This window comes from Streptomyces peucetius, assembly GCF_025854275.1.
Classification (GTDB): Bacteria; Actinomycetota; Actinomycetes; order Streptomycetales; family Streptomycetaceae; genus Streptomyces; species Streptomyces peucetius_A.
In genome coordinates this window covers 4,069,392-4,090,238 of record NZ_CP107567.1, presented here as the reverse complement: position 1 = coordinate 4,090,238, position 20,847 = coordinate 4,069,392, and the positions used below count along the sequence as shown (strand labels likewise).

General features: G+C 69.3%; 20 protein-coding genes and 1 tRNA gene. 10 read left to right on the top strand and 11 right to left on the bottom strand.

The window, feature by feature from the left end; genetic code table 11:
* The first annotated feature begins 2 nt into the window (after nucleotides 1-2).
* From paaD to OGH68_RS18815, 3 genes are all read left to right on the top strand, one after another.
* The gene (gene paaD, locus OGH68_RS18825) at nucleotides 3-479 is read left to right on the top strand and encodes a 1,2-phenylacetyl-CoA epoxidase subunit PaaD (RefSeq protein ID WP_264250162.1); all 477 of its coding nucleotides are present in this window, start codon (nucleotides 3-5) and stop codon (nucleotides 477-479) included.
* Nucleotides 480-1,535, top strand: coding sequence for a 2Fe-2S iron-sulfur cluster-binding protein (locus OGH68_RS18820; protein WP_264245487.1), 1,056 nt, complete (start codon nucleotides 480-482; stop codon nucleotides 1,533-1,535).
* A gap of 152 nt (nucleotides 1,536-1,687) precedes the next feature.
* Nucleotides 1,688-2,830 carry an acyl-CoA dehydrogenase family protein gene (locus OGH68_RS18815; protein WP_264245486.1) on the top strand — a complete coding sequence of 381 codons (1,143 nt, stop codon included), beginning with the start codon at nucleotides 1,688-1,690 and terminating at the stop codon, nucleotides 2,828-2,830.
* 45 nt (nucleotides 2,831-2,875) lie between these two features.
* Here OGH68_RS18815 and OGH68_RS18810 read toward each other — a convergent pair whose 3' ends face one another.
* The 4 genes from OGH68_RS18810 to OGH68_RS18795 form a co-directional block, all read right to left on the bottom strand.
* Nucleotides 2,876-3,220, bottom strand: a complete 345-nt coding sequence (locus tag OGH68_RS18810) for a rhodanese-like domain-containing protein (RefSeq protein ID WP_264245483.1) — start codon at nucleotides 3,218-3,220, stop codon at nucleotides 2,876-2,878.
* Between the two features lie 99 nt (nucleotides 3,221-3,319).
* A complete protein-coding gene (locus OGH68_RS18805; RefSeq protein WP_264245482.1) occupies nucleotides 3,320-4,177 on the bottom strand; it encodes a hypothetical protein in 858 nt (285 codons plus the stop codon).
* 33 nt (nucleotides 4,178-4,210) lie between these two features.
* Nucleotides 4,211-5,749 carry a DUF2252 domain-containing protein gene (locus OGH68_RS18800; RefSeq protein ID WP_413471002.1) on the bottom strand — a complete coding sequence of 513 codons (1,539 nt, stop codon included), beginning with the start codon at nucleotides 5,747-5,749 and terminating at the stop codon, nucleotides 4,211-4,213.
* Nucleotides 5,750-6,103: 354 nt separating this feature from the next.
* A tRNA-Leu gene (locus tag OGH68_RS18795) sits at nucleotides 6,104-6,187 on the bottom strand.
* Between the two features lie 337 nt (nucleotides 6,188-6,524).
* Between OGH68_RS18795 and OGH68_RS18790 the strand changes: the two genes are divergently transcribed.
* From OGH68_RS18790 to pknB, 6 genes are all read left to right on the top strand, one after another.
* Entirely contained in the window at nucleotides 6,525-7,394 is an 870-nt protein-coding gene (locus OGH68_RS18790) for an FhaA domain-containing protein (protein ID WP_264245481.1), read from the top strand.
* A gap of 10 nt (nucleotides 7,395-7,404) precedes the next feature.
* Nucleotides 7,405-7,917: an FHA domain-containing protein gene (locus OGH68_RS18785; protein ID WP_264245480.1), complete on the top strand. Its 513-nt coding sequence runs from the start codon at nucleotides 7,405-7,407 to the stop codon at nucleotides 7,915-7,917.
* 144 nt (nucleotides 7,918-8,061) lie between these two features.
* On the top strand, nucleotides 8,062-9,561 hold the full coding sequence (locus tag OGH68_RS18780; RefSeq protein ID WP_264245479.1) for a Stp1/IreP family PP2C-type Ser/Thr phosphatase: 1,500 nt from the start codon (nucleotides 8,062-8,064) through the stop codon (nucleotides 9,559-9,561).
* A gap of 25 nt (nucleotides 9,562-9,586) precedes the next feature.
* Entirely contained in the window at nucleotides 9,587-11,014 is a 1,428-nt protein-coding gene (locus OGH68_RS18775; RefSeq protein WP_264245476.1) for an FtsW/RodA/SpoVE family cell cycle protein, read from the top strand.
* Nucleotides 11,011-12,471 carry a peptidoglycan D,D-transpeptidase FtsI family protein gene (locus tag OGH68_RS18770; RefSeq protein ID WP_264245474.1) on the top strand — a complete coding sequence of 487 codons (1,461 nt, stop codon included), beginning with the start codon at nucleotides 11,011-11,013 and terminating at the stop codon, nucleotides 12,469-12,471. Before OGH68_RS18775 ends, OGH68_RS18770 begins: the two co-directional genes overlap by 4 nt.
* Before the next feature lie 169 nt (nucleotides 12,472-12,640).
* Complete coding sequence (gene pknB, locus OGH68_RS18765) at nucleotides 12,641-14,638, top strand: Stk1 family PASTA domain-containing Ser/Thr kinase (RefSeq protein ID WP_264245471.1); 1,998 nt, start codon at nucleotides 12,641-12,643, stop codon at nucleotides 14,636-14,638.
* A gap of 83 nt (nucleotides 14,639-14,721) precedes the next feature.
* Here the strand turns inward: pknB and OGH68_RS18760 are convergent, their stop codons facing one another.
* From OGH68_RS18760 to OGH68_RS18735, 6 genes are read right to left on the bottom strand one after another with little or no spacing between them, the layout of a single operon-like run.
* Complete coding sequence (locus OGH68_RS18760) at nucleotides 14,722-15,417, bottom strand: class E sortase (protein ID WP_264245470.1); 696 nt, start codon at nucleotides 15,415-15,417, stop codon at nucleotides 14,722-14,724.
* Between the two features lie 35 nt (nucleotides 15,418-15,452).
* Entirely contained in the window at nucleotides 15,453-16,769 is a 1,317-nt protein-coding gene (locus OGH68_RS18755; RefSeq protein ID WP_413471001.1) for a class E sortase, read from the bottom strand.
* Nucleotides 16,766-17,404 carry an aminodeoxychorismate/anthranilate synthase component II gene (locus OGH68_RS18750; RefSeq protein WP_264245468.1) on the bottom strand — a complete coding sequence of 213 codons (639 nt, stop codon included), beginning with the start codon at nucleotides 17,402-17,404 and terminating at the stop codon, nucleotides 16,766-16,768. Before OGH68_RS18750 ends, OGH68_RS18755 begins: the two co-directional genes overlap by 4 nt.
* A complete protein-coding gene (locus tag OGH68_RS18745) occupies nucleotides 17,401-17,577 on the bottom strand; it encodes a hypothetical protein (RefSeq protein ID WP_264245465.1) in 177 nt (58 codons plus the stop codon). The genes OGH68_RS18750 and OGH68_RS18745 overlap by 4 nt, the downstream gene beginning before the upstream one ends.
* Before the next feature lie 56 nt (nucleotides 17,578-17,633).
* A complete protein-coding gene (locus tag OGH68_RS18740; RefSeq protein WP_264245464.1) occupies nucleotides 17,634-18,347 on the bottom strand; it encodes a class E sortase in 714 nt (237 codons plus the stop codon).
* 24 nt (nucleotides 18,348-18,371) lie between these two features.
* On the bottom strand, nucleotides 18,372-19,139 hold the full coding sequence (locus tag OGH68_RS18735; protein WP_264245462.1) for a DUF881 domain-containing protein: 768 nt from the start codon (nucleotides 19,137-19,139) through the stop codon (nucleotides 18,372-18,374).
* A 140-nt stretch (nucleotides 19,140-19,279) separates the two neighbouring features.
* Between OGH68_RS18735 and crgA the strand changes: the two genes are divergently transcribed.
* A complete protein-coding gene (gene crgA / locus OGH68_RS18730) occupies nucleotides 19,280-19,534 on the top strand; it encodes a cell division protein CrgA (RefSeq protein ID WP_264245460.1) in 255 nt (84 codons plus the stop codon).
* Between the two features lie 283 nt (nucleotides 19,535-19,817).
* Here crgA and OGH68_RS18725 read toward each other — a convergent pair whose 3' ends face one another.
* Nucleotides 19,818-20,717, bottom strand: coding sequence for a rhomboid family intramembrane serine protease (locus tag OGH68_RS18725; RefSeq protein WP_264245457.1), 900 nt, complete (start codon nucleotides 20,715-20,717; stop codon nucleotides 19,818-19,820).
* Nucleotides 20,718-20,847: the final 130 nt, after the last annotated feature.

Here is a 20,847-nt window from a genome sequence, read left to right as displayed (position 1 = left end):
GCCTGGAGGCGGAGCTGCGCAGGCTGGCGGGCTCGGTCCCCGACCCTGAGCTGCCGGTGCTGACGCTCGAGGAGCTCGGCGTCATCCGCGGCGTGCGTCTGCTCGGGCCCTCCAGCGTCGAAGTCCGGCTCACGCCGACGTACACGGGCTGCCCGGCCATCGAGGCCATGACCTCCGACATCGAGCGGGTGCTGCACGACCACGGGATGGCGGCCGTCTCGGTCGTCAAGGTTCTCGCACCGGCCTGGTCGACGGACGACATCAGCGCCGAAGGCCGCCGGAAGCTGAGCGAGTTCGGCATAGCGCCGCCTCGTCATCACGCGGCCGACGAGCCGGTGCCGCTCACGCTCTCCGTGCGCTGCCCGAACTGCGGCTCGACCGACACGGAGCTGCTGAGCAGGTTCTCCTCCACGGCCTGCAAGGCCCTGCGCAGGTGTGTCTCCTGTCGCGAACCTTTCGACCACTTCAAGGAGTTGTAGATGTTCCATCCGCTCCGGGTCAGCGCGGTCGAACGGCTCACGGACGACTCGGTGGCCGTCACCTTCGACGTGCCCGCCGAGCTGCGCGAGACCTTCCGCCACACACCCGGCCAGCATGTCGCGCTGCGCCGGCTCGTGGACGGCGTGGAGACCCGCCGCACGTACTCGATCTGCACCCCGGCCGCTCAGGACGGCGACGTTCCGGTGCTGCGTGTCGGTATCCGACTGGTCGACGGCGGCGATTTCTCGACGTACGCCCTCAAGGAGCTGTCCGTCGGAGACACCGTCGAGGTGATGCATCCGGCCGGCCGGTTCCTCTTCCCGCCGAGGCCGGGTCACTTCGCCGCCGTGGTGGGCGGCAGCGGCATCACGCCCGTGCTGTCCATGGCCGCGACACTGCTGGCGAGGGAGCCGGAGGCCCGGTTCTGCCTGATCCGCAGCGACCGCACGGCTGCCTCCACGATGTTCCTCGACGAGGTGGCGGACCTCAAGGACCGCTACCCCGACCGCTTCCAGCTGGTCACCGTGCTCTCCCGCGAGGAGCAGCAGGCGGGACTCCCGTCGGGCCGTCTGGACCAGGAGCGCCTCACCGGCCTTTTGCCGGCGCTGCTTCCCGTGCCGGAGGTGGACGGCTGGTTCCTCTGCGGGCCGTTCGGCCTCGTCCAGGCCGCCGAGCGTGCGTTGCGCGGACTCGGCGTGGACCGCGGCCGCATCCACCAGGAGATCTTCCACGTCGACGACGGCTCGGCGCCCCTCGCCACCGCCGTCGCCGCGCAGGCTCACGCCACCCTCACCGCGACCCTCGACGGCCGGTCTGGCACGTGGCCGGTCCAGGAAGGGGAATCACTGCTGGAGACGGTGCTGCGCAGCCGGGCCGACGCGCCCTACGCCTGCAAGGGCGGGGTGTGCGGCACATGCAGGGCGTTCCTGGTGTCGGGTGAGGTCCGCATGGACCGGAACTTCGCACTCGAGCCGGAGGAGACGGACGCCGGCTACGTCCTGGCCTGTCAGTCCCACCCGGCCACCACCGAGGTGGAGTTGGACTTCGACCGCTGACTGCTGACCACTGACCGCTGATGCCGGCCACTGGCCGCTGGCCTCAAGGTCGCCGACCGGACGGTCCATGCTCCACGAGCATTCCCTTCCCGCCCGGCCTGACCTATCTTGACGACCCGTCAGGTACGGCCGTGGCGCGGAGGGAGCGGGCAGTGGACTTCACCTTCACCGAGGAGCACCTGGCAGCCGTGGAGGCGGCCAAGGCGGTCTTCTCTGCCGTGGCGCCCGACGCGGTACCGAGTCCCGCGATGACCGCGGGTGCGGTCGCGGACGACTTCGACCGCAGCCTGTGGGCCCGGCTCGCCGACTCCGACCTGCTGAGTCTCGTGCTGCCCGAGGAGCACGGCGGAGCCGGACTCGACCCCATCGCCCTCTGCCTGGTGCTGCGCGAGTCGGCCAAGGTGCTGGCACGCGTGCCACTGCTGGAGACCAGCGCGGTCGCGATGACAGTGGCGCGCTACGGCAGCGCCGGCCTCCGCAGCGAGATCATCCCTGGGGCCGGCCGTGGCGACGTGGTGCTCACGGCAGCGGCCAACGGCCGCACCGGCCACGGTCCGGCCGAGATCGCCGTCACCGCGCACCGCCCCGCCGCCTCAGCGGTCGGCTGGGTCCTCGACGGAGTCCAGACGGCCGTGCCCTGGGGACAGTGCGCGGACCGTATCGCCGTGCCCGCCCACACGGCAGACGGCAGGGCGGTCCTCGCCCTCGTACCGCGGGCCCACGACGGTCTCACTCTCGCCGAGCAGGTCTCCACGAGCGGCGAGCGCCTGGCGGAGGTCCGGCTCGAGGCGGTACGGATCGAGGACCAGGACCTGATCGACGACGCGCAGGCCTGGGAGTGGCTGCGCGGGCTGCTTGCCACGGGCACCTGTGCGCTGGCACTGGGCCTGGGCGAGCGAGTGCTGGCCATGACCGGCGAGTACACCGGCAAGCGGGAACAGTTCGGCTTCCCGGTGGCCACGTTCCAGGCCGTGGCCGTCCAGGCCGCCGACCGGTACATCGACCTGCGGGCCATGGAGGCCACTCTCTGGCAGGCCGCCTGGCGCATCGGCACCGGCTCCGGCGGGGCGCTGCCACCGGCGGGCGACATCGCGGTGGCCAAGATCTGGGCGTCGGAGGGGGTACGGCGCGTCGTGCAGACCGCTCAGCATCTGCACGGCGGTTTCGGCGCGGACGTCGACTACCCACTCCACCGCTACCACGCCTGGGCCAAGCAGTTCGAGCTCTCGCTCGGTCCCGCGGCCGCCCACGAGGAGGCGCTGGGCGATCTGCTCGCCGCCCATCCGCTCGGTTAGCCCCGCGTCACGGGGCCGGCCCCGTCCGAGTCGGCGTACGCAGGGTCAGAGCACGAAGGCGGGGCTGCCGTTCTCGGTGACCATGGGGCGTCCCGCCCCTTCCCAGGCGAGCATGCCGCCGTCGATGTTCACCGCGTCGATCCCCTGCTGCACCAGGTACTGGGTGACCTGCGCGGAGCGCCCACCGACCCGGCACATCACAAAGGCGCGCCGTCCGTCGGCCAGCGCCTCGGTCACCTCGCCGAAGCGGGCAACGAAGTCGCTCATCGGGACGTGCAGCGCGCCCTCGACATGCCCGGCCGCCCACTCGTCGGGCTCCCGAACGTCCAGCACAAGGCCGTCGGCCGGCACCTCCGCGACGTTCACGGAGGGCAACGGGGCGAAGTTCATGGGTGATGCCTTCTCTCGTACATATAGGGGCCTCGGTGCCACAGCCGTCCCGGTGCCGGTTCCGGTCCCGGGTCGAGCCCGCCGAGGGCCACAGGAAACCTACTGCACCAGTGCGGTCAGTTCCGCCTCGCGCTCGGCCACCTGCGCCAGCAGTTGCTCGGCGATCTCCTCCAGCAGCCGGTCCGGGTCGTCCGGCGCCATCCGCAGCATCGCCCCGATGGCGCTCTCCTCCAGCTCCCGGGCGACCACTGCCAGCAGCTCCTTGCGCTGCGCCAGCCACTCCAGCCGGGCATAGAGCTCGTCACGCTCGCTGGGCCGGGGCGCGGCCGGCACGGGCCCGGCGGCCCACTCCTCGGCCAGCTTCCTCAGCTGTGCCTCGTCGCCGAGCCCGTATGCGGCGTTGACCCGCGCGATGAACTCGTCACGCCGGGCCCGCTCGATCTCGTCCTGGGCCAGGTCCGGGTGGGACTTGCGGACCAGTTCGCGGTAGAGCTTGCGTGCCTCGTCGCTCGGCCGGACCCGCTTCGGAGCCTGCACGGGCTGGTCGGTGAGCATCGCGGCAGCCTCGGGGGAGAGACCGTCGGAGTCGATCCAGTCGTGGAACAGCTCGTCCACTCCGGGCATCGGAAGCACCAGGTCCCGCGCCTCCTGCGCCTTGCGCAGATCCTCCGGGTCGCCGCTGCGCGCCGCCCGCGCTTCCGCGATCCGCGCGTCGAGCTCGTCCAGCCGCGCGTACATCGGTCCGAGCTTCTGGTGGTGCAGCCTGGAGAAGTTCTCCACTTCCACCCGGAACGTCTCGACCGCGATCTCGAACTCGATCAGCGCGTGCTCGGCCGCCCCCACCGCCTTGGCCAGCCGGGCCTCCGGCCGGTCCTGCTCGTCATGGAGCGCGGCCTGTCGGGCAGCCTGCTCTTCGTCGTTCTGGGTCGTCGGCCCCCCGGCGGCATCCTGAGTCACCGCTCCAGCCTACGGGCGCGCCCGGGGGCCCTGTCACACCCCCAGCTCAGCGGCTGTCCGGCCGCTCTTGACGGCCGTCAGCAGATCCGCGTGGTCGGCCTCCGTACGGTCCGCGTACAGGACCGCGAACGCCGCCACCGCCTCGTCCAGCTCCTCGTTCTTGCCGCAGTACCCGGCGAGCAGCCGCGGGTCCGCGCTGTGGGCGTGGGCGCGGGCGAGCAGGGCACCCGTCATCCGGCCGTAGTCGTCGAGCTGGTCGGGCGTGAGGGCCGCGGGATCGACACTGCCCTTGCGGTTCCTGAACTGCCGCACCTGGAACGGGCGGCCCTCCACGGTCGTCCAGCCCAGCAGGCTGTCGCTGACGACCTGCATCCGCTTCTGGCCCCGTACCACCCGGCGCCCCTCGTGCACCGGCTCCGGCGCGGGGAAACCGACGGACTCCAGATACGGAAGAAGCGCCGAGGCACGTGCCTCCTTCACCTGCAGCACCAGCGGATCGCCGCGGTGATCCAGCAGCAGCACCACGTACGACCGGGTGCCGACGCTTCCGGTACCCACCACCCGGAAGGCGACGTCATGTATCGCGTAACGGGCGAGCAGCGGAAGGCGGTCCTCCCCGACCGTGGTCAGGTACTCCCCGAGCGAGGCGGCGACGGCCGCGGCCTCCGCGTCCGGCACTCGTCGCAGCACCGGTGGGGCGTCCACGAATCGGCGCCCGGCGGCACCCTCCGTACCGCTCTCGCCACCGCCCACGGCCTCCGTGGCCTTGGCCGCGAAGCGTGCGCTGGTGTTGTTGCGGGCCTTCGCGGCGACCCGTTCCAGCGTTCCCAGCAGATCCCGGGCGTCCGTGTGCGAGACGAGTTCCTCGTCCGCGATCGCGTTCCACGCGTCGAGCGCCGGCAGCTTGGCCAGCAGCCGCATGGTGCGGCGGTAGGCGCCCACGGTGTCGAAGGCCGCCGCTCGGCAGACGTCCTCGTCGGCGCCTGCCACCCGGCCCGCCAGCACCAGGGACACCGCGAGGCGCTTGAGGTCCCACTCCCACGGGCCGACGACGGTTTCGTCGAAGTCGTTGAGGTCCATCACCAGACGGCCTCTGGCGTCCCCGTACAGCCCGAAGTTCGCCGCGTGGGCGTCGCCGCAGATCTGTGCGCCGATACCGGTGACAGGCGTGCCCACCAGATCGTGACCCATCAGTCCGGCAGCGCCCCGCAGGAAGGCGAACGGGGATGCCGCCATTCTCCCCACCCGTATCGGGGTGAGTTCCGGCACACGACCGCGGCTGGACTCCTCGACCGCCTGCACTGCGTCGGGCCGCCCCGGCGTCGGCAGCATCACATCGTGCGACGAGCGGGGCACCCGGTCCCGCAGCGCCTTGCCCAAGCCCTTCGGCGACTCCTCACCGCCCGCGGCCGCCGTACGGCGTGCGAAGCCGTGCACCACAGGAATGCGCCGCCCATCCCCGGAGCCGGCGCTGAGTCCGCCGACGGAGCCGGTTCCGGCTGCCCCGAGGGGCGGCCCGTCCATGGCGGAATCCGGCCGCTGCTCCGGGACCAACGCCCTGATCTCACTCATGCCCGCGCCTCCCCCGGCGACGTACGCCGTCACCGTCACGAGCCATGACCGTACCGTCGGGCCCGGACAGCCGTCTCCCCCTGTGGAAAACCCCTGCAGGCCGCGGCGACCAGGCCGGATCCGAGCCCTGAGCGCCGGACTCCGAGCGCCGAACCCGCCGGGCATCGGCGGCCGCTGTGTTCCACGTGAAACATGACGAGCAGGGCGCACCGCGCCCGGACACGAGCCCCGGAAACAAACCGTCGGACGCGAAGCCCGGAGACGAAGCGCCAGACATGACGCGCCCGACGTGAGACGGACACGAGAAAAGGGCCCCCACCAGGACTTTCGTCCGGTGGAGACCCTTCTCCTCTGTGCGCGAGGGGGGAGTTGAACCCCCACGCCCTTGCGGGCACTGGAACCTGAATCCAGCGCGTCTGCCTATTCCGCCACCCGCGCATTGGGTGTTGTCGTCGAGTGCCTCACCTGTTCGGTGCGACCCCCTGGCGACATGCAGAAGATTAGCACGCTGCACAGGGTGGATTCACATCCGTTTGTTTGGACACTGCGACCGAGGAACAAGGAACGAAGCGAGTGGCCGGGGAACGCAGGGCGGCGTCCCCCACTCCTCCTGTATGCATCCCGGGTGCGGGACACTGTCAGGAGGCCCCCTCTACGATCCGGTGTGAGAGGTGACACTCATCGACGGGGCAGACAAGGGGAACCAGCCGATTTCCCGACGCGTGGATACGATCAGTGAGCAGTACCAGGGCGACAACGACGGAGGAGGTGCCCCATGGGAGTCCTGAAGCGTTTCGAGCAGCGTCTCGAAGGCCTGGTCAACGGCACCTTCGCCAAGGTGTTCAAGTCCGAGGTCCAGCCTGTCGAGATCGCGGGCGCCCTCCAGCGGGAGTGCGACAACAACGCGACGATCTGGAACCGCGAGCGGACCGTCGTCCCCAACGACTTCATCGTGGAGCTCAGCACGCCCGACTTCGAGCGTCTGAGCCCGTACTCGGGCCAGCTCGGCGACGAACTGTCCGGCCTGGTCCGTGACTACGCCAAGCAGCAGCGCTACACGTTCATGGGGCCGATCAAGGTCCACCTGGAGAAGGCCGACGACCTCGACACCGGTCTCTACCGGGTGCGCAGCCGCACGCTGGCGTCAAGTACGTCACAGTCCCCCGGAGGCCAGCCCTTCGGGGGCGACGCCGCCCAGGCCGGCGCCCGGGGCGGTTACGGCTACCCGCCGCCCGCCTATGGCGCGGGTGCCCCCGGCGCACCTCCGATGCCGGCCACGCCGCCTCCCGGCATGCCCGCGGGCCCGCGTCCCGGTCCCGCGGCCGGCCAGCGAGCGCCCGGCCCGGGTGCCGTGCCGAACGCACAAGTACGACGCTGGATCGAGATCAACGGCACACGCCATCAGATCTCCCGCCCGACGCTGGTGCTGGGACGCAGCACCGACGCCGATGTGCGGATCGACGACCCCGGCGTATCGCGCCGGCACTGTGAGATCCGGACCGGAACGCCCTCGACGATCCAGGATCTCGGGTCTACCAACGGCATCGTGGTAGACGGGCAGCACACCACCCGCGCTACGCTCCGCGACGGCTCGCGGATCGTCGTGGGCAGCACCACCATCGTTTACCGGCAAGCCGAAGGGTGAAGCGGGGGCAATGTCAGAGCTGACCCTGACGGTCATGCGGCTAGGTTTCCTGGCTGTTCTGTGGCTGTTCGTCATCGTGGCCGTCCAGGTCATCCGCAGCGATCTGTTCGGTACGCGGGTGACGCAGCGCGGTTCGCGCCGCGGCGCCGACCAGCGTGCCCAGCAGCAGCGCCAGAACGCCGCACCGCCGCAGCAGCGGCAACAGACCGGCGGCCGCCAGCGGCGGGGGGCACCGACGAAGCTGGTCGTGTCCGAGGGCACACTCACGGGTACCACCGTCGCTCTCCAGGGGCAGACCATCACCCTGGGCCGGGCGCACGACTCCACGATCGTGCTGGACGACGACTACGCGTCCAGCAGGCATGCCAGGATCTACCCGGACCGTGACGGCCAGTGGATCGTCGAGGATCTCGGGTCCACCAACGGCACATATCTCGACCGGACCCGGCTCACCACCCCGACACCGATTCCGCTGGGCGCGCCGATCCGCATCGGCAAGACCGTCATCGAGCTGCGGAAGTAGTACGACAATGAGCGAGCGGAGCGAGCGAGCCGCAGCGGTCCCCACCGGTGACCTGCACGGGCTGCTCCCGACCGGAGGGTGGGCAGTGTGGCTCGAGACCGGCTGGCGCGACAGTCGCCCGGCGAGCCGACGGGTGAGGTCCGCATGAGTCTTTCTCTGCGTTTCGCCGCCGGATCGCACAAGGGCATGATCCGCGAAGGCAACGAGGACTCCGGTTACGCCGGGCCCCGTCTGCTGGCCATCGCCGACGGCATGGGCGGTCAGGCGGCCGGCGAGGTCGCTTCCTCCGAGGTCATCTCCACGCTCGTCACGCTCGACGACGACGTGCCCGGCTCCGACATCCTCACCTCGCTCGGCACCGCCGTGCAGCGCGCCAACGACCAGCTCCGGATGATGGTCGAGGAGGACCCACAGCTCGAGGGCATGGGCACCACGCTCACGGCCCTCCTGTGGACGGGGCAGCGGCTCGGCCTGGTGCACGTCGGCGACTCCCGTGCGTACCTGCTCCGCGACGGCGTGCTGACCCAGATCACGCAGGACCACACCTGGGTGCAGCGGCTCGTCGACGAGGGCCGGATCACCGAGGAGGAGGCCACCACCCACCCGCAGCGCTCGCTGCTGATGCGGGCGCTGGGCAGCGGCGACCATGTGGAGCCCGACCTCTCCATCCGCGAGGTCCGCGCCGGTGACCGCTACCTGATCTGCTCCGACGGCCTGTCCGGCGTCGTCTCCCACCAGACGATGGAGGAGACGCTCGCCAGCTACCAGGGCCCGCAGGAGACCGTGCAGGACCTGATCCAGCTCGCCCTGCGCGGCGGCGGCCCCGACAACATCACCTGCATCGTCGCCGACGTCCTCGACACCGATGCGGGCGACACCCTGGCCGCCTCGCTCAGCGACACCCCGGTCGTCGTCGGCGCGGTCGCCGAGAACCAGCACCAGCTGAACGACGGCGGCGCCATGCAGACCCCGGCCGGCCGTGCCGCCGGGCTGGGACGCGCCTCCGCGCCGAAGGCGCCGGGCGGCAGCTTCGGCCCGCCCGGTTCCGGCGACGCCGGAGCGTACGGCGGGATGCCGCCCGAGGGCAGCTTCGGCGCCTACACCGACGACGACTTCGCCAAGCGGGGCGGCGGCCGCAGATGGCTGAAGCGCTCGCTGTACATCGTTCTCGCGCTGGCCGTCGTGGGCGGCGGTCTGTACGGCGGTTACCGCTGGACACAGACCCAGTACTACGTCGGCACCAAGGGCGAGCACGTGGCCCTGTACCGCGGCATCAGCCAGGATCTCGCCTGGGTCTCGCTCTCGGAGGTCGAGAAGGACCACCCCGAGATCGAACTCAAGTACCTACCGCCCTACCAGCGCAAGCAGGTCGAGGCGACGATCACCGAGGACAGCCTCACCACCGCCCGCGCGAAGGTCGAGGAGCTCGCCAAGCAGGCAGCGGCCTGCAAGAAGGACGAGCAGCGCCGCGATGCGGCCGACCGCGCGAGCAGCCCGCCTCCGGGAGAGGGCCAGTCCGGCGACACCGTCGGGACGCCCACCACCCAGGACGCGAAGACCAAGCCGACCGCAGCCTCTCCCTCCCCGGGTCCCACCCTCTCGGAGGAGGAGCAGAAGCTGGCCTCGAACTGCGGCAAGCAGTAATCGTCCGTAGGGGGCCTTCTCCACCATGAGCGTTGTCACCAACACGACCACGATCGGCGCGATCGACGCGCCGAGCCGGCGGAACACGGAGCTGATGCTCCTCGCTTTCGCCGTGGCCATCCCGGTGTTCGCCTACATCAACGTGGGCCTCGCCCTGGACGGCGAACTTCCCGCGGGCGTTCTCGGCTACGGCATCGGTCTCGGCCTGCTCGCCGGCGTGGCCCACCTCGTGGTGCGCAGATTCGCCAAGTACGCGGACCCGCTGCTGCTGCCGCTGGCGACCCTGCTGAACGGGCTCGGCCTGGTGCTCATCTGGCGGCTCGACCAGTCGCCGCGGCTGCTGGCGCGCAGCGACTTCTCCCCGCAGGCGACGAACCAGCTGATGTACTCGGCCCTCGGCATCGCGCTGTTCGTGGGTGTGCTGCTGGTCCTGAAGGACCACCGCATCCTTCAGCGGTTCACCTACATCTCGATGGCGGCGTCCATCGTCCTGCTGCTGCTGCCGCTGGTCCCCGGACTCGGCGTGCCGATCTTCGGCGCCAAGATCTGGATCCGGGTCGCCGGATTCTCCATCCAGCCCGGCGAGTTCGCGAAGATCGTGATCGCGGTCTTCTTCTCCGGCTACCTGATGGTGAAGCGGGACGCTCTCGCGCTCGCCAGCCGCCGGTTCATGGGCCTGTACCTGCCGCGCGGCCGCGACCTCGGTCCGATCCTGATGATCTGGGCGATGAGCCTGCTCATCCTGATCTTCGAGAACGACCTCGGTACGTCGCTGCTCTTCTTCGGCATGTTCGTGGTCATGCTCTACGTGGCCACCGAGCGGACCAGCTGGATCGTCATGGGTCTGCTGATGTCCATGGCCGGCGCGGTCGTCGTCTCCCAGTTCGCGAGCCACGTCCAGTCCCGTGTGGCCGCCTGGCTCGACCCGTTCCAGTGCCTGGAGACTGCGGAGCCGGGCACCAACATGGCCTTCGCCTGCGACCAGATGACCCAGGTGCTGATGTCGTTCGGCGCCGGCGGCACACTCGGCACCGGCTGGGGCCAGGGCAACTCCGACCTCATTCAGTTCGCCGCCAACTCCGACTTCATCTTCGCCACCGTCGGCGAGGAGCTCGGGCTGGCCGGCGTGATGGCCTTCCTGCTGCTGTACGGCCTGATCATCGAGCGCGGTGTACGCACTGCCCTCGCGGCACGCGACCCGTTCGGGAAGCTGCTGGCGATCGGCCTGTCCGGCGCGTTCGCCCTCCAGGTGTTCGTCGTGGCCGGCGGTGTGATGGGCCTCATCCCGCTGACCGGTATGACGATGCCGTTCCTCGCGGCCGGTGGTTCGTCCGTCATCGCCAACTGGGCCCTGATCGGCATTCTGATCCGTATCAGCGACACCGCGCGCCGTCCCGCGCCCGCGCCCGCCCCGTCCCCCGACGCCGAGATGACCCAGGTGGTCCGACCGTGAACAAGCCCCTGCGCCGGATCGCGATCTTCTGCGGAATCCTGGTCCTCGCCCTGATGATCAGGGACAACTGGCTCCAGTACGTCCGGGCCGACGAGCTGAACACGCACAAGAAGAACAAACGCGTCGAGATCGAGCGTTACGCCCACGAGCGCGGCAACATCATCGTCGACGGCAAGGCGATCACCGGCTCCACCGTGACGGACGACACGTACTACAAGTACAAGCGGACCTACACCAACGGGCCCATGTGGGCCCCGGTGACCGGTTACGCCTCGCAGGTCTTCGGCGCCAACCAGCTTGAGAAGCTCGAGGACGGCATCCTCAGCGGCAACTCGGACCAGCTCTTCTTCGACCGCACGATGGCGATGTTCACCGGCGACGAGAAGAAGGGCGGCAACGTCCTCACCACCCTCAACGGCAAGGCGCAGAAGGCCGCCTACGAGGGTCTCGGCGAGAAGAAGGGCGCCGTCGCGGCGATCGACCCGAAGACGGGCAAGATCCTCGCCCTCGCCTCCACCCCGTCGTACGACCCCTCCTCCTTCGCGGGCCGCCTGAAGAAGGACGGCGAGGCGTGGACGTCGCTGACGAAGGACCCCGACAAGCCGATGCTGAACCGCGCGCTGCGCGAGACGTACCCGCCCGGCTCCACATTCAAGGTCGTCACCGCCGCCGCCGCGCTCGAGTACGGCGCGGTCAAGGACATCAACGATCCGACCGACACCCCCGAGCCGTACATCCTCCCCGGCACCCGTACGCCGATGGTCAACCACGCCGACGGCTGCGAGAACGCCACCCTGAACAGGGCCATGGAGGTTTCCTGCAACTCCGTCTTCGCCAAGCTCGGCGATGACGTGACCCGCGACAAAATGGTCGAGATGTCGGAGAGGTTCGGCTTCAACGACCCGGAGATCGACACTCCGGTCCGCGCCGCCGCCTCGGTCTACGACAAGACGATGAGCCGCGACGGCAACGCGCAGTCGTCCATCGGCCAGTTCAACACCGCCGCCACCCCGCTCCAGATGGCGATGGTCACGGCGGCGATCGCCAACGACGGCAAGCTGATGAAGCCGTACATGGTCGACAAGCTTGTCTCCCCGGACCTGGACGTCATCCAGCAGAACGACCCGGAGGAGATGAGCCGGCCGATCTCCGCGGAGAACGCCCAGCTGCTCCAGCAAATGATGGAGAACGTCGTCGAGAGGGGCACCGGCGGCAACGCGGCCATCGACGGCGTCAAGGTCGGCGGAAAGACCGGTACCGCCCAGCACGGCGAGAACAACAGCAAGAACCCCTACGCCTGGTTCATCTCGTACGCCAAGGACGACAACGGATCACCGGTCGCCGTCGCGGTCGTGGTCGAGGACAGCAACGCACGCCGTGACGACATCTCCGGCGGCGGTCTCGCCGCGCCGATCGCCAGGGCTGTGATGCAGGCAGTACTGGGCGACAACCAGTGACGAGGATCACTCCCGACCTTCATACCTGCACATTGCGATACCGGTCGGGTATCAGCTGCCGATTGCGGGCGGATCAAGTACGGCGTGCCCGGTAGCCTTTGCGCGAAACAGCACACCGGAGGACCACACACGGGTGCGGTCGGGACTGACGGAGAGGGCTGGAACAGTTATGGAAGAGCCGCGTCGCCTCGGCGGCCGGTATGAACTGGGCTCGGTGCTCGGCCGTGGTGGCATGGCCGAGGTCTACCTCGCCCACGACACCCGGCTCGGCCGCACTGTCGCCGTGAAGACGCTGCGGGCCGACCTCGCCCGCGACCCGTCCTTCCAGGCCCGGTTCCGCCGTGAGGCCCAGTCCGCCGCCTCGCTCAACCACCCGGCGATCGTCGCGGTCTACGACACCGGTGAGGACTATGTCGACGGGGTCTCGATCCCGTACATCGTCATGGAGTACGTGGACGGGTCCACACTCCGTGAGCTGCTTCACTCCGGCCGCAAGCTGCTGCCGGAGCGCACGCTCGAGATGACCGTGGGCATCCTGCAGGCGCTGGAGTACTCGCACCGCGCCGGCATCGTCCACCGCGACATCAAGCCGGCCAACGTCATGCTGACCAGGACCGGTCAGGTCAAGGTCATGGACTTCGGCATCGCCCGGGCCATGGGCGACTCCGGCATGACCATGACGCAGACCGCGGCCGTCATCGGCACCGCCCAGTACCTCTCGCCGGAGCAGGCGAAGGGAGAGCAGGTCGACGCCCGCTCGGACCTTTACTCGACCGGTTGCCTGCTCTACGAGCTCCTCACCGTCCGTCCCCCCTTCGTGGGCGACTCCCCGGTGGCCGTGGCCTACCAGCACGTACGGGAAGAGCCGCAGCCGCCCAGCAACTTCGACCCCGAGATCACGCCCGAGATGGACGCGATCGTGTTGAAGGCACTGGTGAAGGACCCGGACTACCGCTACCAGTCCGCCGACGAGATGCGCGCGGACATCGAGGCGTGCCTCGACGGCCAGCCGGTCGCCGCCACGGCGGCGATGGGCGTTGGCGGCTACGGCGGCGGCTACGGCCCGAACGACCAGCCGACCACGGCACTGCGCCAGGCCGACCCGGCCGGCCAGACGTCGATGCTGCCCCCCATGAACCCGGACGACGGCGGCTACGACGGCTACGACGACCGTCAGGGCCGCAGACGCCAGAAGAAGTCCAACACCTCGACCATCCTGCTGGTGCTCGCGGGCATCCTGGTGCTCGTCGGCGCGGTGCTGATCGGCAAGTCGATCTTCGACACCAGCGACGGCGGCGGCAAGGTGGCCGTTCCGCAGCTCGTCGGCTCCACGCTCAAGGAAGCGCAGGACGCAGCCAGGAACGCCAATGTGCAGGTCACCCAGTCCGGCACGGAGCGCTGCGACCAGCCGAAGGGCAAGATCTGCTCCCAGGACCCGGAGCCCCCGGCCCAGATGAACGAGGGCGACACCATTCAGGTCGTCGTCTCCGAGGGCGCGCCGAAGGTCAAGGTCCCCACTGTTCTCGACATGGACCGTGAGCAGGCGACCGAGATCCTCAAGGACGAGAAGTTCAAGGTCGAGATCAAGGAGATCGAGTCCTCCGAGGAGGACCCCGGCACGGTCCTCGAACAGGATCCCCCGGGCCGCTCCATGGCAGAGGCCGGAACCACGGTCACCCTCACCGTCGCCAAGCAGGCCAAGCAGGACCTGCCGAACGTCGTCGGCCAGCAGATCGACCCGGTGACGAGCCAGCTGCAGCTGCTCGGCTTCCAGGTGAACCGGGTGGACGTCGACTCGGACAGGCCGCTGGGCGAGATCATCAGCCAGGACCCGCCGGCCGGCAAGCACCCCAAGGGCTCCAAGGTCACCCTCCAGGTCTCCAAGGGCCCGGCCCAGACCCAGGTCCCGGTTCCGGGAATCGTGGGCAGGACAGTCGGCCAGGCCAAGCAGATGCTCCAGCAGGCCGGCTTCACCAACATCCAGTTCGAGCCGGGCAGCTCCCCGGACGACAACGCCTTTGTGACGAAGTCCAACCCGGCTCCGGGCACGCCCGTCGACCCGGCCACCACCCCCATCGTCCTCACGACCATCGGTGGGGGCGGCAACGGCAACGGCAACGGTGGCGGCAACAACGGCGGCCTCTTCGGCGGCGGAGAGGGCGACTGAGCTCCGCCCCACGCAGCACGCAGCACTGAGCCCCGGCACCTTCCAGGTGCCGGGGCTCAGGCCGTTCCGGAGCCGGACGCCGGCTAGCGCAGCTCCGCCGGGGGCGTGCGCGCGTCGTCGACCTTCTCGGTGCGCTCCAGCTCGCCCCAGACGATGTACCGGTAGTTGGAGGTGTAGATCGGCGTGCAGGTCGTCAGCGTGATGTACCGGCCGGGCTTCGTCTTCCCGGACTCCTTGGGAACCGGCTGCAGGACGTTCACGTTGTACTTCGAGGTCTTCGGCAGCGTCTTGTAGACCTTGTAGACGTACCAGGTGTCCTTCGTCTCGAAGACGATCGGATCGCCGTTCTGGAGCTTGTGGATGTTGTGGAACTTGGCTCCGTGCCCGTCCCGGTGCGCGGCCAGCGTGAAGTTGCCCTTGTCGTCCCAGGGGAGGGCCGACTTGATCGGCTCGGTGTAGTAGCCGGCGATCCCGTCGTTGAGCTCCTCGGTGTCGGTGCCCTTCTTCACCAGCACCTCGTCGTCGCCCATCGCGGGTACGTGGAGGAAGCCGATGCCGTCCCCCAGGTCCAGTTCCTTCTTCTCCGCAGGTCTCTCGGGACCACCGTTCGCCCAGTTCTCGCGGATGCGGTCGCCCTGCCTGGAGGCTTCACGGTCGGCGAGGACATTCGTCCACCACAGCGAGTAGACGACGAAGAGCCCGAGCACCACACCCGCGGTGATCAGCAGCTCCCCGAAGACACTGATGGCGCCGGCGATCCGGCCTCGTGCACGTGCCACTGCACCTGTTCCCTGTCTTGAAGTGTCTCGGCGTCTCAGCCGACGAGTGCGTCCGGTTTGCCCTTGCTGCGCGGCCGTTCGTCGACCATCTTCCCCCACACGATCATGCGGTACGTACTCTTGAATTCGGGGGTGCACGTCGTCAAAGTGATGTATCTGCCGGGCTTGGTGAACCCGGACTGCTCCGGTACGGGACTGATCACACTCACGTTCGACGGCGGGGTCTGCGGAAGGATGCTCGCCATCTCGTACGTGTAGTACGTGTCCTGGGTCTCGACGACGATCGGGTCTCCCGGCTCCAACCGGTTGATGTACCGGAACGGTTCGCCGTGGGTGTTGCGGTGGCCCGCGACCGCGAAGTTGCCCGACTTGTCCTCGGGCATCGCCGTCTTCAGCTGTCCCTCGCCGTAGTGGCCGACCATGCCCCGGTCGAGCACCTTGTGCTTGTCGATGCCCTCGGCGATCGGCACCACGACGTCCAGCTTGGGGATGTACATGATGGCGAAGCCCTGGCCGGGCTCGAAGGCGTCAGGCTTGCGGCCCTTCGCCCAGTTCTCCTGGATCTGGTCGGTCGCCCTGTCGGCCTGCTGGCCCGCGAGCACATTCGTCCACCACAGCTGGTAGGTGACGAACAGCAGCATCAGGACACCGAAGGTGATGAACAGTTCACCGATGGCACGGCTGGCGATGACCGTCGGGCTGTCCTTGGCCGCACGTGCCGCCCGCCGGGCCTCGACGCGGCTGAGCGGTCTCCCTTCCGGCTCCGCCGATTCCGCCGACTCCGCCGACGGCTCCACGGGTCGCGTGGCAGGACGCTTACGGCCCCGTCCCTTGGCCGCCCTGCGCCGCTCCGCCCGGCCCGGTCCCGGAGGTGTCTCCGCGGCACGGCGGGTGTCGGACGTGCGCAGGGCCACCGTCTCGTCGTGGGACACGAGGATCGGATCGGACACGGGCGTCCGCAGACCCTCCGGCTGGGAGGCGCGTACCTGCTCGGGATCGGGGTCGGGCAGCTGCTCCGGCTGCGGTGCAGGGGCCTGTGCGGGCACGGCCCCCTGCCCGGCCGCATACCAGTCGCGCCCGTACCCCTCCGCCTCGTTCACGGGGTACCGGCCGCCCTGCCATTCCTGCTGCGACGCCTGCGGCGATGGCGCCGGCTGCGGCGACTGCGGCTGATACTGCTGCGCGTCGGACGCCGGGACGGCCGTGTCCCGGAACCACGGCGATCCGTGCCCGCCGGGAGGAACGGGATCCGTCAACGGGTCGTACGCCAGCTCGCCCTGCCCCTGCGGCCCGTACCCGTAGCCGTGCTCGTCCTCGTGACCGTGCTCGTGCCCCGGGCGCACGGCGCTCACGCCAGAGCCTTGCCCACCACCGGTGCGAGCCCTGCCGAACGCCCGACCGCTCCGGCGTCGCCGCACTGCTCCAGCCAGTTGGCGAGCATCCGATGGCCGTGCTCCGTCAGAACCGACTCGGGGTGGAACTGCACTCCCTCGACCGGCAGTTCACGGTGGCGCAGCCCCATGATGATGCCGTCCGCGGTGCGCGCCGTCACCTCCAGCTCCGCCGGGAACTGCGCCGGCTCGGCCGCCAGCGAGTGGTAGCGCGTGGCGGTGAAGGGCGACGGCAGGCCGGCGAAGACCCCCGTGCCCTCGTGGGTGACCGGCGAGGTCTTGCCGTGCAGCAGCTCGGGCGCCCGGTCCACCACACCGCCGTAGGCGACGGCCATCGACTGCATGCCGAGGCAGACCCCGAAGACGGGCACACCGGTGGCGGCGCAGTGCCGCACCATGTCGACGCAGACACCGGCCTCTTCGGGAGCGCCGGGGCCGGGCGACAGCAGCACGCCGTCGAATCCGTCCTGGGCGTGCTCCAGGCCCACCTCGTCGTTGCGCACGACCTCGCACTCGGCGCCCAGCTGGTACAGGTACTGGACGAGGTTGAAGACGAAGCTGTCGTAGTTGTCGACGACCAGAATGCGTGCGCTCACCGGGTCCCTCCCTCTCCCCCGTCGACCGTCACGTCGCCGAACGGGAGCAGTGGCTCCGCCCAGGGGAAGACGTACTGGAACAGCACGTAGACGACCGCGAGGACGAGCACGAGCGAGATGACCGCCCGCACCCATACGTTGCCCGGCAGATGCCGCCAGATCCAGCCGTACATGCCGTCCCTTTCCGTTCGGTACGGGACCAGACTAAAGGGCAGCAGGGGCCCGTGGGTCAGCTGCGCAAAGCTGGTGGTTTGCCGTCGGTCACAGGCCGGGTCGCGTCGAGGTGTGCCCAGACGATCAGACGGTGGCTGCTGCCCCACTCCGGCTCGCAGGTGGTCAGCGTCAGATAACGCCCGGGCTCGTCGAAAACGGCTGCTTCCTCCCTCAACGGCCGGGGCACCGGCTCGATGACGCCTACATCGCTCGGGACGGTTCGGTACGGCTTGTTCGCGATGCGGTAGGTGAACCAGGTCGTCCCGTCCGTGAGCACCACCGCGTCACCGGGGCGCAGCCTCGGGAAGTCCTTGAAGGGGTCTCCGTGGGTGCGGCGGTGCCCGGCGACCGCGAAGTTGCCCTTCGCCCCGAGAGTGCCCGTGGAGGCGTAGTGCCCCAGCCCCTTCTTGAGCACGCCGGTGCCGGTGCCCTGGAGGACGGGCCAGTCCCAGTCGGCACCGAACCGGGGGATGTACATGACCGCTAAGGGCTCGCCGGGTTCGTACGTCACCGGCACGGGCTCCGGGCTCCCGCCGCCGGGGCCCGGCGTACCGGCTTCCGGGTCCGTCGCCCAGCCGGCCTCCAGGCGGTCGATCTCGCGGCCGGTGGCGCGGTCGGCCTCGATCCCGGTCCAGAAGAGCAGATGGACGACGAAGAGGACGATCAGGGTGCCGATGGTGATGCACAGTTCACTGAAGGTCCTGACGAGCACACGTACCGAGAACGACACCGGCTCCCCCAAGCGCCACAGGCCTTACCCGACGGGTTGCGCGTACTGGAGATCCACTGTGCCCGAGTAGCCGGGAAGAGTCACCGACTCGTTCTCGTCCACCTGCCAGCCGAGCCCGTACGCCTCGACGTACAGCTGGTAGTTCTGGATGGCGGGGGAGTCGGCGAGGGCCTTCTTGAGCTTCTCCTGGTCGCCGACGGCGGTGACCTTGTAGGGCGGTGAGTAGACACGGCCCTGGAGGATCAGCGTGTTGCCGACACACCGTACGGCGCTGGTGGAGATCAGCCGCTGGTCCATGACCCGGATGCCCTCGGCGCCGCCCTGCCACAGCGCGTTGACGACGGCCTGGAGGTCCTGCTGGTGGATGACCAGGTCGTTGGCCTGCGGCTCCGGGTAGCCGGGCGCGGCCCGGGCGTTCGGCGGGGCGTCGTCGAGCGTCACGGTCAGGGCGCTGCCCGCCAGCGGGTCGGTGCCGGCGGACTGCTGCAGCGCCTTCAGCTTCGCGTCCTCGGCCCGTGTGAGGCCGTCGTCGCGCTGCGCCAGGGTGTCCACGTCGCTGCGCACGGCCGAGGTGGACTCCTCGAGCTCACCGTTCTTGTCGCTGCGCTGTCGGATCAGGTCGGACAGCCTCAGCAGGGAGTCGTCCGTGCGCAGATCTGTACCCTTGGCAGTGTTGAAGCTGGTCACGAAGATCAGTCCCGCGAGGGCGAAAACGGCAGCCGTCAGCAGCCGGACCGGTCGCCATGAGAAGCGGCGAACGGGGCCTTGCGGGGAGTCGGCAGAATTGCTCAACGTACCCTTATCTCCTTCGGCACCGCGGAAGCACTACGCTAACGGACGCCCGGGGGCAGCAGTGGCCCCCCTGGCTCCGGCCCCGGCGCCAGCCACAGTTCCCTGCGCGGTAACGCAGCGCATCGACAGGAGAGTCCCTCGTGCCGAAGTCACGTATCCGCAAGAAGGCCGACTTCACGCCGCCTCCGGCCGCGAAGGCGGCCAGCATAAAGCTCACCAACCGCAGCTGGGTCGCGCCGGTGATGCTCGCGCTGTTCCTCATCGGGCTCGCCTGGATCGTCCTCTTCTATGTGACGGAGGGCGAACTGCCGATCAAGAGCTTCGGCAACTGGAACATCGTCGCCGGCTTCGGCTTCATCGCCGCGGGCTTCGGCGTCTCGACCCAGTGGAAGTAGTGGCGGCAGCTGCGGCGCATTCGGCTCTCTGAGCCCGGGGCCCCAGGTTGTCCACACCGTTTTCCACAGGCCGGGGAAAAGGTCAGACGATCTGTGGATAACCTTCGGGCCGTTGACGCCGATGTGACTGCGTCGGCCATGTCGGTGAAGCGATCCGCCCCTTGTCGTTCCTGGGAAACCCCAGCTCAGCGACGAGGGGCACGCTTGTTCCCCACGCGACGCACAAGATCCGCCACACACTGTGGACAACTCTGGGGAAAGCTCGGCCTTCATAGCCATACGGTCAGGTGATCGAGGCGGTCCTGGCGACGACAGCGACGACGGACGCGAGCAGGACCAGCCCACACGTGGCGAACTGGACGGCGTTGCGGCGCTTGCCGGACGGGGCGTGGACCAGACCGTAGGCGATCACGACTCCCGCGATCAGCCCTCCGATGTGCGCCTGCCAGGCGATGTTCTCCCAGAAGAACGTGATCACCAGGTTGATGGCGATGAGCACCATGATCGGCCGCAGATCGTAGCTGAGCCGGCGCATCAGGACCACGGTGGCACCGAGCAGGCCGTAGATCGCGCCGGAGGCACCGAGTGAGGCATGCTCGGGGGCAGCGATCAGATAGGTCAGCGCGCTTCCGGCAAGTCCGGAGACCAGGTACAGCGCCAGATAGCGCACCCGGCCCAGAGCCTGCTCCAGCGGCCCGCCGAGCCACCACAGCAGCAGCAGGTTGAAGAAGACGTGCCAGATCTCCCAGTGCAGGAACATCGAGGTCAGCAGCCGATACGCCTCCCCCTCCGCAACGCCTTCGGTCGCGATGTACGGGGGCGGCGGCCACTGCCCCACGAGCACGAGCGGGTCCAGGAGCCGGTCGCCAACGATCCGGGCGGCCAGGAAAACCGCCAGATTGATGCCGATCAAAACCTTCGTCACCAGATGCGGGTCGGCCGCGACGGCGCCTCCCGCGATCGTGCGGGGCCGGCTCGCGTTCGGACGGTGCCCCGTACCGGAACCCGTGCGGACACACTCCGGGCAGTGGAAGCCGACCGACGCCTCGACCATGCAGTCGGTACAGATCGGGCGCTCGCAGCGGGTGCAGCTGATGCCCGTCTCCCGGCCTGGATGGCGGTAGCAGCTGGGCAGGCTGTGGGAGTCCTGCGGCTCCTGCGGACCGCCTGGTGCCTGCTCCATGAGCTCACCTCATCAATCTGGGCATCGATCCGGGCTCGCGAACTTCGCCCCGCCCATCCTTACGGACGAGCGGGGCGAAAAGGTTCCCGTGGGAAAGCCGGCGCCCGCGGGCTGCGGCGCGGCGACGGCC

Coding starts and splice junctions, on each gene's coding strand:
- OGH68_RS18820 (WP_264245487.1), top strand. CDS start 480: ATGTTCCATCCGCTCCGGGTCAGCGCGGTCGAACGGCTCACGGACGAC.
- OGH68_RS18810 (WP_264245483.1), bottom strand. CDS start 3,220: ATGAACTTCGCCCCGTTGCCCTCCGTGAACGTCGCGGAGGTGCCGGCC.
- OGH68_RS18800 (WP_413471002.1), bottom strand. CDS start 5,749: ATGAGTGAGATCAGGGCGTTGGTCCCGGAGCAGCGGCCGGATTCCGCC.
- OGH68_RS18790 (WP_264245481.1), top strand. CDS start 6,525: ATGGGAGTCCTGAAGCGTTTCGAGCAGCGTCTCGAAGGCCTGGTCAAC.
- OGH68_RS18785 (WP_264245480.1), top strand. CDS start 7,405: ATGTCAGAGCTGACCCTGACGGTCATGCGGCTAGGTTTCCTGGCTGTT.
- OGH68_RS18780 (WP_264245479.1), top strand. CDS start 8,062: ATGAGTCTTTCTCTGCGTTTCGCCGCCGGATCGCACAAGGGCATGATC.
- OGH68_RS18775 (WP_264245476.1), top strand. CDS start 9,587: ATGAGCGTTGTCACCAACACGACCACGATCGGCGCGATCGACGCGCCG.
- pknB (WP_264245471.1), top strand. CDS start 12,641: ATGGAAGAGCCGCGTCGCCTCGGCGGCCGGTATGAACTGGGCTCGGTG.
- OGH68_RS18745 (WP_264245465.1), bottom strand. CDS start 17,577: ATGTACGGCTGGATCTGGCGGCATCTGCCGGGCAACGTATGGGTGCGG.
- OGH68_RS18725 (WP_264245457.1), bottom strand. CDS start 20,717: ATGGAGCAGGCACCAGGCGGTCCGCAGGAGCCGCAGGACTCCCACAGC.